Source organism: Sagittula marina (genome assembly GCF_014196795.1).
Classification (GTDB): Bacteria; Pseudomonadota; Alphaproteobacteria; order Rhodobacterales; family Rhodobacteraceae; genus Sagittula; species Sagittula marina.
In genome coordinates this window covers 59,686-75,691 of record NZ_JACIEJ010000003.1, presented here as the reverse complement: position 1 = coordinate 75,691, position 16,006 = coordinate 59,686, and the positions used below count along the sequence as shown (strand labels likewise).

Here is a 16,006-nt window from a genome sequence, read left to right as displayed (position 1 = left end):
CCATGAAGAACCTGATGATCGCGGCGCTGCTGTGCGCCACCCCGGCCATGGCAGAAAACGTCAACGGCCTGCGCACTGTCGATGAATTTGACAGCATCGAGGCCGAAGGCGAGCGCTCCGTTGCGCTGTTCGAGGAGATGATGGTGGTGATCGAGCACCCTCGGTGCAGCAACTGCCACCCGGTGGACAACTCCCCGCGTCAAGGCGACGACATGCGGATGCACCAGCCGCCCGTGGTGCGCGGGGCCGCCGACTTTGGCGCGCCGGGGATGCGCTGCACCACCTGCCACTCGGAGGAAAACGTCGCCTTTGAAACCGGCGAAGGGTCGATCCCGGGTCACGATCCGTGGAATTTGGCCCCGATCTCCATGGGCTGGATCGGCAAGAGCGCGTCCGAGATCTGCGCGCAGCTCAAGGACCCGGAGCGCAATGGCGGCAAATCACTGGCTGAGCTGCACGAGCACAATGCCGAGGACGGTCTGGTCGGTTGGGGCTGGGAGCCCGGCAAAGGCCGCACGCCCGCGCCCGGCAGCCAGAAGGTGTTTGGCGAGCTGACGCAGGCCTGGATCGACACCGGCGCCGCCTGCCCCAGTTCCTGATCTTGACGCAAAACACGAAGGGCCGGTCTGAAGTGACCGGCCCTTTCACATAGAACGTGCAAACCTGTTCAGCGTGCCGCCAACTGCTCCGTCAGCAGGTCACGGACGGTTTGGCCAGGCACGTCAGAGGTGACAAATGCCTGACCGATGCGATGCGCCAGAATAAAGCGCAACTGCCCGTCGATGACCTTCTTGTCCTGCCCCATAAGGTCGAGCAACGCATCGGCATCGGGCAGATCGCCGGGAATGTCGCTGAGATCGCAGCGCATTCCGGCATCCTTGAGCAAGGCGCGCACGCGGCTGGGGTCCTCCTGGGGACACAGGCCAAGGCGGGACGACAGCTCGAACGCCAAGGCGCAGCCGATGGCGACGCCCTCGCCATGCAGCAGTCGGTCGCCGTAGCCCGTGGCTTTTTCCAACGCATGACAGAAGGTGTGCCCAAGGTTCAGCAGGGCGCGGTCGCCTTGCTCTGTCTCGTCACGCAGAACGATTTCCGCCTTCATTTGCACCGAGCGTGTCACCGCGTATTGCCGGGCCTCGACGTCGCCGCCGATCACCCGATCGGCGTTTTGCTCCAGCCAGTCAAAGAAACCCGCGTCGCCCAACATGCCGTATTTTACGACCTCGCCCATGCCGGCGCGAAAGTCCCGTGGCGTCAAAGTGCCCAGCACACCGATGTCGGCCAGCACCATCGACGGCTGATGAAAGCTGCCGACGAGGTTCTTGCCCTGCGCGGTGTTGATGCCGGTCTTGCCGCCGACGGAACTGTCGACCTGCGCCAGAAGCGAGGTCGGGATCTGAACAAAACGCACGCCCCGTCGCAACACCGCTGCGGCAAAGCCCACAAGATCTCCGATCACGCCGCCGCCCAAGGCGATGACCACATCCCGCCGCTCGACCTTTTGATCCAGCAGCCATTCGACGGTCTGGCTGAAGAACGGCCAGCTCTTGGTGCCCTCGCCCGCGGGCAGGGTCATGGCAACGCTTTCGATACCTTCCGCCGACAGAGCGTCTTGCAAGGTGCTCAGATGCGCGGCGGCAACGGTGTCATCAGAGACGATGGCAACGCGCGGGCGTTTCAGCAACGGCGCGATCTCGGACCCGGCGCGGGCCAGCAAGCCTTCGCCAATGCGAACCTCGTATTCCCGCCCCGGAAGCGGCACACCAACGGTGTCGATCATGCGTTTTTCTCCAATACGTCGGGCCGCTCCGCCAGCAGAGCCAGCGTCACCCGATGCGCCATGCTGTCGAGTGATATCTTTGGCTCGGATTTGACCGACAGGTCAGCCAGCCGATAGATCGGCGTGCGGCGTTCATAGATTTCGCGCAGCGTCGCCTTGGGATCGGGGGTTTTCAGCAAGGGGCGCGTGTCCTTGTGGCGGACACGCTCCCACAAGAGATCCAGATCGGCGTTAAGCCAGATGGAGACGCCCTTTTGCGACATGTTGCGACGGTTTTCCTCGGACATGAAGGCACCGCCCCCGGTGGACAGAACGCCCGGCACGCCATCCAGCAAGCGGTCGATGATCTGGGTTTCCTTGCGGCGAAAGAAGGCCTCGCCGTCGCGGGCGAAAATCTCGGCAATGGTCATCTGCGCGGCTTCTTCGATCTCGTGATCCGAATCGCGAAACACCACGCCCAGATGTGCGGCGAGGGTTCGGCCCACGGCCGTCTTTCCCGCGCCCATCATGCCCACAAAGACGATCGTCTTGTGCAATTTCAGCACCGCAGACGCCGATCCGCGCGACATGTCGTCCAGTCCCCTGGTCAAACCCTTGTGATCTGTCCCTTCGGCCATTCCTTGCCCATCTCTTGCCTGTTGCGTGAATGACGTGAACCGGACAAAAAGGCTAGGTATAAAGCAAAAAATACCTGAGGCAGGGGGTGCCCATATGGGCCGACTATTCAAATGGCTTTTCTACCTTGTGGTGCTGGCTGCGCTGGCACTGGTGGCATATGCCTACATCGGACCTTTCTTCGGGGCGGATTTCAGCCCCCCACAGACAGAGATCCGCGTCCCGTTGCAGTTGGAAGAGGACTGATATGCCGCGCAGCCTGCGCCGAATGATCACCGTGTCCGCACTGGCCGTGATGCCGGGGCTGGCGCTTGCGCAGGCTGATCCCGTCAGTCAAAGCGCGCTGCCGCCTGCCGTCGACAGCCAGCCCCTGTCCGCCCCCAACGTCGGCGCGGCGGGTCTGCTGAGCAGTGCCACCACCGGCCTGCCGAACGATCTGTGGACCGGATCGGACCCGCGCAGCATTGCCACGCTGATCGCCGCGGTGGACCTGCCGGTGCCCGCGATGACGCGCATGATGCAAACCTTGATTCTGGCCGAGGCGCAGCCGCCCCGTGGCGACATGCGCCACGATTTCCTCGATTCGCGTCTGACGTGGCTGACCTCGCAGGGGGCGGTGGAACAGGCGGTGGCGCTGTTGGACATCACCGGTGTCGACGACCCGCGTCTGTTTGCGCATTGGGTGAATCTGTCGCTGCTGCTGGGCCAGACGGAACCGGTCTGCGCCAAGCTGGACGCTGAGCCGCGCCTGTCATCCGATCTGTCGTTACGGATCTTCTGTGCGGCCCGGTCGGGAGACTGGCAACGCGCCGCCTTGATCCTGCAAAGCGCGGAAACCCTTGGGGAAATCACCGGACGACATGCGGAGCTGATGGTGCGTTTCCTCGATCCCGAGGCCGGCAATGGCCGCGATCTGCTGCCTCCGGTGCGCCCCTCGGCCCTGGAATTCCGCCTGTTCGAAGCCTTGGGTGAGCCCTTGCCCACAGCGCCGCTGCCGCGGTCCTTTGCCGTACTGGACTTGTCCGGCGACAATGGCTGGCGTGCGCAGATCGAGGCGGCGGAACGGCTGGCCCGCGCGGGCAGCCTGCCGCCGAACCGGTTGCTTGGCCTCTACTCCTTACGGGATGCGGCGGCGTCCGGCGGGGTCTGGGATCGGGTTGATGCGCTTCAGAATTTCGAGGCCGCATTGCAACGCGACAACGATGACCTTATCGGCCGCGCGCTGGTGCAGGTCTGGCCCCAGATGGCGCACGCGCGCCTGTTGTCGCCTTTCGCAGAAATGTTCGCCGTCGAACTCGAAGGCCGCACGTTCGAAGGACGGGCCGCCCGGATGGCGCGGCGCCTGATGTTCCTGTCGTCGGGCTACGAAGAGCTGACCGCCGACATGAAAGACACCTCCGCCGAGGCACAGTTCCTGACCGAAGTCGCGCGTGGTCTGCCCCCGCAAAACGTGCCCGCCCTGCCCCACGCAGAGGCCGTGGCGCTTGGCTTTCGCGGCGTCGAAGTGCCCAGCGTGCTGCGCGACCAACTGGCCGAGGGACGTCTGGGCGAGGTCGTCTTGCGGGCCATGGCGCTGTTTGCCTCCGGCGCGGATGGCAACGGTCAGGATCTGTCAGACGCCATTTCCACCTTCCGTGCCGTGGGGCTGGAGGATGTGGCGCGCAGGGCAAGCCTTGAGCTGATGATCCTCGACGCGGAACGGGCGCTGCAATGACCATCGCCGCGGGCCGGTGGCTGCCGCTGTTCCTTGACGCGATGGCGGCGGAGCGCGGTGCGGCGGCCAACACGCTGGCCGCCTATCGCCGCGATCTGGAACATGTGGAAGAGTGGCTTGGCGATCAGGGGCGCGGCTTCGATACGGCTGCGCGCGGCGACTACGAGGAGTACCTCGTACATTGCGACGCGCTTGGCCTGTCACGCGCGACACGGGCGCGGCGTCTGTCTGCGATCAAGCAGCTATATCGATTCGCCTTTGAGGAAGGGCTGCGCGACGACAACCCTGCCGTGCAGATCAGCGGGCCGGGTCGAGATAAACGCCTGCCCAAAACGCTGTCCATCGAAGAGGTCGACCGGCTGCTTGTCGCGGCGCAGGCCCATGGCCGGATAGAGGCCGACCGCGCCCGCAATGCCTGCCTGATGCAGGTGCTCTATGCGACGGGAATGCGCGTGACGGAGCTGGTGTCGCTGCCGGTGTCATCGGCACGGGGCGACCCTCGCATGTTGTTGGTGCGCGGCAAAGGCGGCAAGGAACGCATGGTGCCTCTCTCGCCACCCGCGCGCGATGCGCTGACCGGATGGTTGCAGTTCCGCGACGACGCCGAGGACAAGGCGCGCGCCAGCAAGGGCACGCAAGCCTCGGCATTCCTGTTCCCCTCACATGGCAAGGCCGGACACCTGACACGGCACGCTTTTTATACGCTTATCAAGGAGTTCGCGGTCGAAGCTGGGGTTTCTCCCGCAAAGGTCACGCCGCACACATTGCGCCATGCCTTTGCCACGCATTTGCTGGCCAACGGCGCGGATCTGAGGGCGATCCAGACTTTGCTGGGGCACGCCGATGTGGCCACCACGGAGATCTATACTCATGTGCTGGAGGAACGTCTGAGGGAGCTGGTCATGGATCATCACCCGATGGCCAAGGACTAGCCGGACGGACGCAACGCCGCTGGCAGGATCTCGAGCGACGGCCACTGCCCGGTTTCCAGACACCGGTCATAGCCTTGTGTCAGATTGGCGGCCTGCATTGCGCTTTGCGCTCCGGGCCAGTCGTAGTCCAACCGGTGCTGCGTGACCCGGTCGCCGTCAATGATCGCATAGCAGGTCCGGGGGCTGCCGTCGTTCGGGGGCATCCCGACGCTGCCCGCGTTCACCCAAAGCGTGTTTTCTATCTGTCGGCAGAATGGCAACCCGCAATGCCCCGCCAAAACGATCTGCGGCTGGGGGGCCTGCGTCAGCTCCGCGCGCTTTGCCAGTTCTTCGATGAAATCCGTTTCTGCCGAGGTGGGCCAGAGAAACCGCGATATATCGGTCCAGCCTCCGTGGATCGCCGCGATGTTGCCAAGGCTGACCTCATCGGGCAGGCCCGCCATCCAGGCGCGCGTCTCGGCATCCATCGCACCACGCGCATGGGCGTACCATGCCGCCGACAACCGATCACAGGTCGACCCCTCGTCAAAGCCGCAACCGCAGCCCTCGGCATCCTCCGCCAGTTGTCGCTCGCAGTTGCCGGCCACGACGTGACAGCCCCAATCGCGAATCTCTGCCACGGTCGCAACCGGATCGCCGCAATAGGCCACGACATCGCCGGTGCAGATCACGCGCGCCGCCGGGATGCCCAAACGGACGGCCTCTGCCCGCAGGGCCCGCGTAGCCTGAAGGTTCGACACCGGGCCACCGAATGCAAGGATCGGACCCGTCTCATACGGTTCGACAACATGTCTGCGAAAGCGCATTTTCCTAGCCCTTGAACCAAGCGCCCGCGCGCCCCATAACCCCATCAACCCTTAAGGAAAGACAGCGTAGATGGAACCCGAAACAGTCTTTGATGCCGCCTTCTGGATCACCTCCGGCGCAATTGTCCTGCTTATCACGATGTCGGGCTTTTTCTCCGGCTCGGAGACAGCCCTGACCGCCGCGTCGCGTGGCAAGCTGCGGGCCGCCGCTGACCGTGGCGCCACCGGGGCGGAAAAGGCATTGGCGATCACCGAAGACAACGAACGGCTGATCGGGTCGGTCCTGCTGGGCAACAACCTGGTGAACATTCTTGCCACCTCCCTGGCGACGGCCTTGTTCACCCGGATCTTCGGCGACAGCGGCGTGGCATTGGCGACGCTGGTGATGACCGTGATCGTGCTGGTCTTTGCCGAGGTGCTGCCCAAGACCTACGCCATCACCAACCCCGAATCTGCCGCCGCGCGCGTCGCCACGCCCATCGCGGTGATCGTGAAGCTGTTCTCCCCGGTGGTGTCTGCCGTGCGGCTTCTGGTGCGCGGCGTGCTGCGGGTGTTTGGCGTGCGGACCGACCCCGACAGCCAGATCCTTGCCGTGCGCGAAGAGATCGCAGGCGCGCTGCATCTTGGCCACTCCGAAGGCGTCGTTCAGAAAGAAGACCGGGACCGTATCCTTGGCGCGCTGGACCTTGGCGACCGCACCGTCGAAGAAATCATGCTGCATCGCTCCAACATCGAAATGGTCGATGCGGACATCGCACCGCAGGACATCGTGCAACAATGCCTGGAATCCAATCACACCCGCCTGCCCGTCTATCGCAATGATCCCGAAAACATCATCGGCGTGGTGCACGCAAAGGACCTGTTGCGCGCCATTTATCGACTGACCACGACCGAAGGCAGCCTTGCCGACGCGCTGAGCGGCTTCAACGTAACGTCGATCATGATGAAGCCGTATTTTGTCCCGGACACCACGCCGCTGGATGAGCAGATGCGCCAGTTCCTGCGCCGCCGCACGCATTTCGCGCTGGTGGTGGACGAATACGGATCGCTCGAAGGGCTCATCACGCTTGAGGATATCCTCGAAGAGATCGTCGGCGAGATCACCGACGAATTCGACCCGCAGGCGGACCATCAGATCATGCGCAGCGAAGACGGACAGATGCTGGTCGATGGCGCGATGACAATCCGGGACTTCAACCGCGCCACGGATCTGGCCTTGCCCGACGATGAGGCCAACACGCTGGCAGGTCTGGTTATTTTCGAAAGCCAGATGATCCCGACCGTGGGTCAGGTGTTTTCCTACCATAACTTCCGGTTCGAAGTGATGGAGCGTGAAAACAACCGCATCACCAAATTGAAGATAATGCAAATCTGAATGCGCTTGCCCGTCAGGGCGGCGTTAACGGCTTGGGGCTACGCTGTGCAAAAGTTGATTTGTGCGGAGGTTGGCAATGTCCCCAGACGACATCGTTCATATGCTGCGACTTCGTGCGTTGTCCCTGGACCGTAAGCAGGCTTTTGGCCGGTGGACGATCACATCAGACGCACCGCCAAAGCTGCGATGTGAATGGCACCGGCCTCACGATCCGAGGCAGGCGCCGCCTGCCCCGGGCAAGTGAGGTAGTTTCAGGCCTCGTCGCGCGCGTCGGCGGCCGCTTTCAGACGACGCCGGTCCGTGCCCCAATTCAAAGAGTCGAGCGCGCGCTCAAGGTATTCCTGCCCCCGCTCATCGGCGGCCGCGCAAAGCTCCGGGTCTGGATGGCGTTTCAACCCTCCGAGCACCTTCTGCAGCCGTTCCTGAACTTCACGAATGCTCGCCCCATCGCGCGCGATGGCGTCAAACGCATCGCCAACAAGCGCCGCGGCATCCAGAGGGCGGGCATGCAAACGCGGGTGGCGCGGCTTACCATCGCCCTCCGTCTCATCCCGATAGCCTGACAGGATGCTGCCGCAACGGTTGATGATGTCGATGGCCGTACCGGGATCGTTGATGCCGGGTGACAGGGCTTTGGAGGCAATCTGGCACATGGTCATCAAGCCAAAGCGCGGATCCTGATCATAGGTGCGTTCATCCCCGAGGATGACGTTTGCATGAACAGCATCTTTCAGCCGGGTCCGCGTTTCGTCATCGGGATCCTTGTCCAGGCCACAGACCTTCGCCACCGGCGCGTGCAGAAAGACAAAGTCCCCGATCTCTTGCAGCAGGTAAATCTCGCAGTCCAGTTCCTCGGCCAGTTCCTGCAGCGGCTCTGGGTGAATGATTTGCACGTAGCCGGTCTTGGGTGTCGCGATCACCAGCCCATCCTTGGGCACGTCGCCGGTCAGCGGTTTCGCCCCGAGACAGGGGGTCTCCAGCCGCTGCGCAAATTGCCGGGCGGTCATGGTTTCCAGTTGTCGGGCGGAGTTGATGAGAGAGCCCAAGGATTGCAGGTGTTGCATCCAGCGAATCAACGACCACACGATCAGCGCCAGCATGGCCACCGTCAGCACGAACATCACCAGCGCTTTCTCATCCGAGATGTAGCTGACCTCCCGCAGGACGATGGCCACAAGCGCGTAAACGTAGGAGCCGATGAAGGTTGCCAAGGTGTTTTGCGTCACCGCATCCTGGCGAATGAGCTGTTGCAGACGCGGAGTGAATTGCGACGCCGTGGCCTGGTTCGTCGACACCATCACCGTCAGCGAGAAGGTCGTCACGGTCAACATGGCCGAGGCAATGATATCCAGCAGCCGGTCCACCGACCCACCGGCCACCCAACCTTGCATTTTCTGCGGCAGCAAAGCCTCGATCACCTGGCTGAGCGGGATGGAAAGCACCGCGACCATTCCGAAAATCGCCACGCGCACCCACAAGATGCGAGAATATCCGCGCAGGACGCGCACCGCCTTGCGCGGGAGAGCAAAAACCTTGTTCATGGGGCGCAACTTAACGTGCCATGCAGGCTTGCCCAGCGGGAATCGTGCGCCCTGTCGCTTTTGTATGCGCGGCCTCACGGCGCATTGCACTTTGTAATCCTTCCCGCCAGAGCGATGCCTGACCTTGGGCGCGTGGTCCCGCAAAAGGGGCGTATCGGGATATTCGCCTCTCACGTCAAAGCGCGCTTGATGGGCCGTTCAAGCCGCTTTGACGCCCATCGAGGGCCTTTGCAGGATTAAATTGGGGTTAAATTGCCGCGTTGCAGCGGCGCGCGGATGCAGGTGCAGCGTATAATTTTCTGTCTTTTCAGTGAGATCACGGTTATAGATATTACCATGCGAGACATTGCGATATTAATCCCTGCTGCCGGGTCCAGTTCCCGGATGCGCGGCAAAGACAAGCTGCTTGAAACTGTCTGTGGCGTGCCGCTGCTGCGCCACATGGCTATGACCGCAATCGCCACCGGCGCGCATGTGTCCGTGACGCTTCCGGATCACGACCATCCCCGCGCCAAAGCTCTGGCGGGTTTGCCCGTTCAGGTCATATCGGTTCCCGATGCGGATGAGGGCATGTCGTCTTCGCTGCGTCGCGGCGTCGGCATGTTGCCCCGTGGTATGCGCGCGGTGGTGATCCTGCCCGCAGATATGCCGGAGCTGGAAACCTCCGATATCCTGCAAGTGATGACGGGATTCTGCTCGGTGCCCTATCCGATGCTGCAACAGGCCTCGACGGAGGACGGCACGCCCGGCCACCCGGTCCTGTTCCCGGCCGATTGCTTTTCTGCCATGGCGCAGTTGACGGGCGATCAGGGCGCGAGAGAAGTGCTCCGGTCCAACAAGCATCGCCTCCGTCAGGTGGCCTTGCCCGGTGAACGGGCGCTGCTTGATCTCGACACGCCGGAGGCCTGGGATGCATGGCGCGGAGAGTGTTCCGACAATGGCGACGAAAAGATCTGTATGCCAGCGGAGTAAGACCCTCCCCCGCATCCATGAAACAAAAGCGCCTCCGATCATTGCGGAGGCGTTTGTCATTTCAGGTCAGTGGTCTGGTTAGTTTAGCACGGTATGCTGCTGCATCACGCGCTGAAGCGACGGTCCGTTGAAATCCTGTTTGGACCAGATCTCTCTCACGTTGGAGGCGCGCGCCTTCGCATACATGAAGGGCGTGGGGAAATCGCTGACGATCACGAAAGGCACCCGCTTGAACGCGTCTTTCTGTGCCAGCTCATGCACGAAGTCCACGCCAAACCCATCAGGCAAAGCATTGTCGAGAAATACGATGGAGACCTTGGAAGTCAGCAGTTTTTTTCGGGCTTGCGCCAGATCACACGCGATCACCATGGGGAAATCGGGATATTCCTTGGTAAACACCCGCCGCATCATGCGGCGGTCAAATTCCTGATCATCCACAATCAGGCACAGTTTCTCTGACTTGACCATCGATTCACCATTCGCTCGACCCAGGATCAGATCATGCCAGTACGGGTCCTAATGACGGGTTAAGCCTTGGATTTATCGAGAATTTTCAACAATAAACGGGGCGACCTCCCCCAAGGCCGCCCCGTCCGTTACGTCGCCCCCGGTACATCAAAGGGGCGAGTGGTGTCGATCTCAGCGCGTCAGAAGCGCAGCCTCATGCCGTTTCAGCGAGCGGCGCGCGGCGGCATAGCCTTGAAGACCATCTGCCTCGGCAAGCTCCGGGAACAGTTCCAGAATTTCCTGACGCTGTGCGGTGCCGATGCCCTTCAGGGAGTAGTCGCCCGGCTGGAAGCTCTCGGTCCAGGAGCCGTTTGACAGGACCACTTCGTGCTGCTCGAACATGATGTGGATGTAGGACACGGAGCCCGTTTCCACTTCTTCGACACCGTCGAGGTCCACCAGGTGCTTTGCCGCGACAAGAACTTCGCGCTCTTCAAAGTACAGCGCCGTCTTGTCGTTGGCCACCAGAACGCGGTGGTTCGGAGAGACCAGCATGTCGTGCTCAGGCAGACCGTTGCCCAGTGCGCCCTGCTTGATCAGGACCGGGTTCAGGTGCGGCTTGCGCGCAAGGTCATGGCCGGTCAGGTCCTTGCGGCCGACCCACTTGATCTCCTGCATGCCGTTGTCACGGGTGATCACGCGGTCGCCAACTTCAAGATCCTCGACCAGCTTTTCGCCCGACGGGGTCGCAATCAGCGTGCCCGGAGTAAAGCAGGGCACGATTTCCTCGATCTCGAAGAAGTCCATGGTGCCGGTGACTTCGCCGGCAGAGTCCAGGAATTCCACGGTGCCGTCGAGACCATTGCCGTTGGAGTCGGTGACCTGGTTCACGATGCGCCAGTCTTCGCCGCGCATCCCTACGCCGGTCAGATCCAGTATGTCGTAGTCGCCATTCGCCGGATCGGAAGGATCAGCCGTATCGACGAAGCCACCGGAGCCGCCGTCAACCACGTCGCCAGCGCCATGCGCCGCACTGTCGACGACGATCACGTCGCGGCCTTCGCCGCCGGAGATCGAGTCAACGCCCGCGCCGCCGTTCAGCGTGTCGGAACCTTGGCCACCGATCAGCGTATCGTTGTCACGCCCACCGGAGATCAGGTCGTCGTCAATGCCGCCGTCGAGGTAGTCGTTGCCCGAGCCCCCCTCCAGCGTGTCGTCATCGTCACCGCCAAAGATCGTGTCATCGCCAAGGAAGCCCTGCAACAGGTCACGGTCGTTCTCGGTGTTGACGTCGATGTCGTCGGTCAGTTCCAGCGCCGCGATGTTGGAGCCGTCGATGTAATCGTTGCCCTGCCCGCCGTCGATGGTGTCAGAGCCATGGCCGCCGATCAGGCTGTCATCGCCCTGGTTGCCACGGATCAAATCGTCGTCGATGCCGCCGAGGATGGTATCGTTGCCCTGACCACCGTTGATGGTGTCGCGGTCATCGCCGGTTTCGATGTAGTCGTCCCCGATGTTGCCATCGACACTGTCACGACCGTCTTCCTGGTTCGGATCAGAGGTGAAGCCAAACGTATCATTCAGGAACCCGCCCGGTGCAAAGGCGGCATCGTCACCTTCGTAATCCGAGAACGTGTCGGTGCCCGCGATGATGGTGTCGTTGCCCTGACCGCCCGAGATGGTGTCGGCGCCCTGGACGTCGTACAGGTAGTCATCACCGCCGCCAAGGCTCACGACGTCGTCGTCGATGCCGGAAAAGACCGTATCGTCGCCACCGCCTGCGGTGATGGTGTCGTCATCGTCGCCCGTGGTGATGTAGTCCGCGCCGGAGGTGCCGGTCACGCTGTCCAGATCGTCGGACGGATCGGAGTCCTGGTCGAGGCCATCAAGCGGATCGAGCGGCTGGAGCGACGGATCGACCGGGAACACATCGGCGTCGATGGCGCCAACGCCTCCGGCCGGGGTGCCCACGCCGATGGTGATCGTGCCGGTATCCGTTCCGCCGTTGCCGTCGGAGATGGTGTATTCGATGGTGTCCGTGCCGATGAAGCCATCTGCCGGGGTGTAAGTCACTTCCCCGGTGGTCGGGTCAAAGGACGCCGTGCCGTTGGAGGGCGGGGTGATGCCGGTCAGGATCAGCGGATCGCCGTCGGCGTCGGTGTCGTTCAGCAGCGGCGTCACGACAAGCGGCGTGCCGGGCGCGGTTTCCGCGGTGTCGTCAACGGCAACCGGATCAATGTTCGCCGGTGGCGGCGGCGGCAGGTCGTCGTCATCCACCGTGAAGGTGATTGTGCCGGTGTCTGTCAGCGCGCCGTCGGTGATGGTGTAGTCGACGGTGTCGGTGCCCTCGAAGCCCGCGTTGGGGGTGTAGGTCACCTCGCCCGTGGTCGGATCGAAGGTCACGGTGCCGTTGGCCGGAGCGGTCACGGAGGTCAGCGTGATCGGATCGCCCTCGGGATCGGAGTCGTTGGCCAGCGGCGTCAGGGTCACGGGCGTGCCCACCCCGGTGCTCGCCTCGTCGTCCACGGCGGTCGGCGGTGTGTTCGGCGCTGTCGGATCCGTCACGGTGACAGTGATCAGGCCCACATCGGTCGCAGTGCCATCGGACACAGTGTATTCCACGGTGCCTTCGCCGATGAAACCGGCGTCCGGTGTAAAGATCACCTCGCCCGTGGTCGGGTCGATCTCGGCGGTGCCATTGGTCACGGCGCCGATGGATGTCACGGTGAGCGTGTCGCCATCTGCATCGGTATCGTTGTCGGCGGCGTCGATGGTGACAACCGTGTCCAGATCGGTGGAGGCGAAATCGTCCACCGCGACCGGCGCAACATTGGCGCCATCCACATCGACGGTGGAGAATTCCACGTCGGAAATCGTCACGCGCTGATCGGACACGCCACCGTTGGCGTATTGGATCACGATGGACGCGACAGGACCGGCCACTTCGACCAGAACGGAGCCGTCAGCATCCTGGAGACCGGTCGAGGTTTCACCGTCCAGCGTGTTGCCGGTCACATTGACCGAACCCGCCGGGGTAAATGTCACCGGGACTTCGTTGCCATCAGCATCGAGCGCCGTGATTGTCAGGATATCCTCGAACGGCCCGGCGGTCCCATCTTGTTTGTCGCCCATCGTATCTGTGTCGATATCGTTGATGCGGAAGGAGACATTCTGGACCTGATCGGTATACAGATCGTCGGTTGCACGAAAATCCAGCGTGGTTGTGGATGTCGCATCGGCGGTATCGTCCGCTGCGCCGTACAGCTTCAGCCAGGACTGCGGATCGAATGTCTCGCCGTCGGCCACATAGCCGGGTGCGTTGAAGGTGAACGCCGTTGCGCCGATCTCAGCCGCGTCGAATGAAATGTCGACGGCAACGCCGCCGGTATCCACCGTGGCAGACGCGCCACCGGTGTCGTCAGTGTCGGTCAGTAAGGTGCCGTACCCGCCAAGTGCACCCCAGTCCAGAACCAGATCAACCATCTAAAAGCCCTCATTTTCCTGTCGGGGAAGCCCCCAGTCGCAAACACTGCGACGACACTGCTCGCGGCACTGCCCGTTTACTCATTTCGCTCTGCTCTGATGGGTCGACGTTTTCGCCATGCCTCTGCCCGCGACTTTTGCGAGGCGAAGAAGTACGGCGGCTTGGACGCGCTTCGTCCTGGCATCACGTCGGACCTGTCAGAACCGAACTGTTCAGCGGCCACCCCCGCGGCCTGTATTCTTCACCCCCAGCGGGCTTGGAGATGTTAATACGTCAAGTGTGCCTCCGCTCGGAAGAGAAAATTGTCGGAAACTGGACAACACGCGACAGATCCGCGCCCCAATCGGCGCGAATTTTGACAAGGGCAACGGACACTTGGCCGGTTATTGTGTCAGGTTGAGAAACACCATTCGCGCTTTTCCTGAGGAAATATGAAGTTTCCAGCCACGTCGCCCGGTGGTTTGCCCCGGATTGTCGATAATTATGGAAACAATAGTGTGGGTTTTTTTGAAGGCGCGGGCACAAAAACAAGTCGGACACATTTCGGCGCCGTCTGTGTCAGTTGGTGAACCAATGTAGACCTGCGGGATTTATTGATTACGGCGATGACAAGTCATGGTTGAAAAGTCACCGAATCAGCAGGGCGGTATCGGGCGTCTTTGACGCTCCCCAGCCTGCCATTGCCCGTTTGGGACAGAATTGCGTCTGCACGTTTCCGCCTCAGGTCTTATCCACGTCTAAACACTGTCACGTTAAACGTGTAATCTCAAGTTAGGATCGCCTTAACCTTGCGTCACGGCTCAACCTAGATGTTTCCTGACACCTTGCCCTACCCGTTATGCGGCAAGCCGTCCAGAGTTGAGCGTGCATCTTTTTGCCATGCGCACGGCCCGTCGGACATCAGCATTCCGGACGCCGCCGTGTAGCCTTCCGGCCAAAGCAACCGTTCCGGGCCTACACCAAAGCCTTCGCCGAAACGTGGTTAATGGATTGCGAACCGCACAACGGACCCCCACACCCGCGTCGATAAAAAGCGCCACCGCACGCGCCAGCAGCGGGCTGTGAACGTGTCACATCGCGGTCATTGCAGATCACCGCAAAAGCGCATGAGCCCTATCGCTGCACCACGCCTCTAACAGCTGAAGCCGCGGCACGCGGTCTTTACCTGAGCCGACGGAGAAAACCACCAGCTACGTCTTTTGCCCTCATCCAATCACGCTGATCCGCCCAACGGACGCGGGATCTGAATCGACCGCCCCCGGGTTCACGCGATAGATTTCCAACAGATGCAGCCCAAGCCCTCCGCCGCGTCAGCCTGTGCAAAGCCCTGCTGTCGCGCGGGACGTACACTCATGATCCCGCCGACAGATCTTCGGCAAGCATCAAGGCGTTGCCATCCGGGTCGTAGAAGGTGGCTGTCTTGACCATGCCCTCGACCACATCGGTTTCGCCGTCAAATGTCACGTTTGCCTGTTCGAGCTTTTGCCTTGCCCCATCCAGATCAGCGACACCAAAGACAGGAACGCAGTTCCCGGGCGCAGGCTTGGTATGCTCGCCCAATCCAAGCGTCACGCCTTTTGTCTTGGTCTGCAGTTCTGACCAGCCCGCCTCGTCGGCATGATAGAGCGTGTCAAACCCAAGCATGTTCTCATACCACTCGGCACTCGCATGGCGATCCCTGACAGAAAGCGAGATCGTAATGGTGGCATCCAGCGAAATGAGTGACATGCTGTTCCCCTTTGTCTGAAATTATACTAACTATACTTTATGGACATAGATGCATTTGTCAACACAACCTCAAGAGCCTGGGCCATACCCATTCTGGCCAACCTGCACGCAGGCGTTGCCGGGCGACAGGCACCGCTGTTGGCGGCCACCGGCGCCAGCAGAACCGCTTTTGCGCAGAGCATGGATCACTTGATCTCACTGGGGTTATTGGAACGAAACCCCGGTTATGGCCACCCGTTGCGCCCGGAGTTTCGATTGACGCAACCTGGCGTTGCTGCCGCGGCGCTCGCCCACAAAGTTCAAGGCGTCACCGCCGAAGCCGATCAGGACTTGCTGCGCCGTTCATGGACCTTACCGGTGTTGACGGTGCTCCACCGGCCCAGCCACTTCAACGACATCAAACGCAATCTGCGAACGATCACGGACCGCGCCCTGTCGCAATCGTTGAAGACAATGGAAGCAAGACACTGGGTTCAGCGCACTGTTGACGAGGCCGCCCGGCCGCCAAGATCACTCTATCGAGCTGTGAACACCGGCGGACTGATCAGCAGTGTCACCGCGACGGACGTTCGCTTTGCCTAGCGTTTTTGCCGTTGCTTGCAACGCAGGGCA

Annotated in this window: 14 protein-coding genes; 7 read left to right on the top strand and 7 right to left on the bottom strand. The window is 61.9% G+C overall.

The features are described from left to right. Positions 1 to 2: 2 nt before the first annotated feature. Positions 3 to 599: an Isoquinoline 1-oxidoreductase subunit gene (locus GGQ68_RS06560; RefSeq protein WP_183964229.1), complete on the top strand. Its 597-nt coding sequence runs from the start codon at positions 3 to 5 to the stop codon at positions 597 to 599. 68 nt (positions 600 to 667) lie between these two features. Here the strand turns inward: GGQ68_RS06560 and aroB are convergent, their stop codons facing one another. Together aroB and GGQ68_RS06550 are read right to left on the bottom strand one after the other, a co-directional pair. Continuing rightward, complete coding sequence (gene aroB, locus GGQ68_RS06555; RefSeq protein ID WP_183964227.1) at positions 668 to 1,780, bottom strand: 3-dehydroquinate synthase; 1,113 nt, start codon at positions 1,778 to 1,780, stop codon at positions 668 to 670. Beyond that, positions 1,777 to 2,349 (bottom strand): shikimate kinase, encoded by a 573-nt coding sequence (locus GGQ68_RS06550; protein WP_183964917.1) that lies wholly within the window; start codon positions 2,347 to 2,349, stop codon positions 1,777 to 1,779. The genes aroB and GGQ68_RS06550 overlap by 4 nt, the downstream gene beginning before the upstream one ends. 142 nt (positions 2,350 to 2,491) lie before the next feature. Here GGQ68_RS06550 and GGQ68_RS06545 point away from each other — a divergent pair, with 142 nt between their 5' ends. The 3 genes from GGQ68_RS06545 to GGQ68_RS06535 are packed head-to-tail and all read left to right on the top strand — an operon-like array spanning position 2,492 to position 5,041. Beyond that, the gene (locus GGQ68_RS06545) at positions 2,492 to 2,641 is read left to right on the top strand and encodes a hypothetical protein (protein WP_183964225.1); all 150 of its coding nucleotides are present in this window, start codon (positions 2,492 to 2,494) and stop codon (positions 2,639 to 2,641) included. Between the two features lies 1 nt (position 2,642). Beyond that, positions 2,643 to 4,109 carry a hypothetical protein gene (locus tag GGQ68_RS06540; protein WP_183964224.1) on the top strand — a complete coding sequence of 489 codons (1,467 nt, stop codon included), beginning with the start codon at positions 2,643 to 2,645 and terminating at the stop codon, positions 4,107 to 4,109. Further along, positions 4,106 to 5,041 (top strand): site-specific tyrosine recombinase XerD, encoded by a 936-nt coding sequence (locus GGQ68_RS06535; RefSeq protein ID WP_183964222.1) that lies wholly within the window; start codon positions 4,106 to 4,108, stop codon positions 5,039 to 5,041. Before GGQ68_RS06540 ends, GGQ68_RS06535 begins: the two co-directional genes overlap by 4 nt. Here GGQ68_RS06535 and GGQ68_RS06530 read toward each other — a convergent pair. After that, on the bottom strand, positions 5,038 to 5,847 hold the full coding sequence (locus GGQ68_RS06530; protein ID WP_183964220.1) for a metallophosphoesterase family protein: 810 nt from the start codon (positions 5,845 to 5,847) through the stop codon (positions 5,038 to 5,040). The two genes, GGQ68_RS06535 and GGQ68_RS06530, sit on opposite strands and share 4 nt — an antisense overlap. Before the next feature lie 70 nt (positions 5,848 to 5,917). On the opposite strand from GGQ68_RS06530, the gene GGQ68_RS06525 reads away from it, so the two are divergent. After that, a complete protein-coding gene (locus tag GGQ68_RS06525) occupies positions 5,918 to 7,222 on the top strand; it encodes an HlyC/CorC family transporter (protein WP_183964218.1) in 1,305 nt (434 codons plus the stop codon). Positions 7,223 to 7,473: 251 nt separating this feature from the next. On the opposite strand, the gene GGQ68_RS06520 is transcribed toward GGQ68_RS06525, so the two are convergent. Further along, complete coding sequence (locus GGQ68_RS06520; RefSeq protein ID WP_221235539.1) at positions 7,474 to 8,763, bottom strand: DUF2254 domain-containing protein; 1,290 nt, start codon at positions 8,761 to 8,763, stop codon at positions 7,474 to 7,476. Between the two features lie 336 nt (positions 8,764 to 9,099). Here GGQ68_RS06520 and GGQ68_RS06515 point away from each other — a divergent pair, with 336 nt between their 5' ends. Further along, positions 9,100 to 9,735, top strand: coding sequence for a nucleotidyltransferase family protein (locus GGQ68_RS06515; RefSeq protein WP_183964216.1), 636 nt, complete (start codon positions 9,100 to 9,102; stop codon positions 9,733 to 9,735). Positions 9,736 to 9,813: 78 nt separating this feature from the next. Here GGQ68_RS06515 and GGQ68_RS06510 read toward each other — a convergent pair whose 3' ends face one another. From GGQ68_RS06510 to GGQ68_RS06500, 3 genes are all read right to left on the bottom strand, one after another. Continuing rightward, positions 9,814 to 10,203 carry a response regulator gene (locus GGQ68_RS06510; protein ID WP_183964214.1) on the bottom strand — a complete coding sequence of 130 codons (390 nt, stop codon included), beginning with the start codon at positions 10,201 to 10,203 and terminating at the stop codon, positions 9,814 to 9,816. Positions 10,204 to 10,374: 171 nt separating this feature from the next. Next, positions 10,375 to 13,665: a Hint domain-containing protein gene (locus GGQ68_RS06505; protein WP_183964212.1), complete on the bottom strand. Its 3,291-nt coding sequence runs from the start codon at positions 13,663 to 13,665 to the stop codon at positions 10,375 to 10,377. A 1,351-nt stretch (positions 13,666 to 15,016) separates the two neighbouring features. Beyond that, entirely contained in the window at positions 15,017 to 15,394 is a 378-nt protein-coding gene (locus GGQ68_RS06500; RefSeq protein ID WP_183964210.1) for a VOC family protein, read from the bottom strand. A gap of 39 nt (positions 15,395 to 15,433) precedes the next feature. Between GGQ68_RS06500 and GGQ68_RS06495 the strand changes: the two genes are divergently transcribed. Next, on the top strand, positions 15,434 to 15,976 hold the full coding sequence (locus tag GGQ68_RS06495; RefSeq protein ID WP_183964208.1) for a winged helix-turn-helix transcriptional regulator: 543 nt from the start codon (positions 15,434 to 15,436) through the stop codon (positions 15,974 to 15,976). Positions 15,977 to 16,006: the final 30 nt, after the last annotated feature.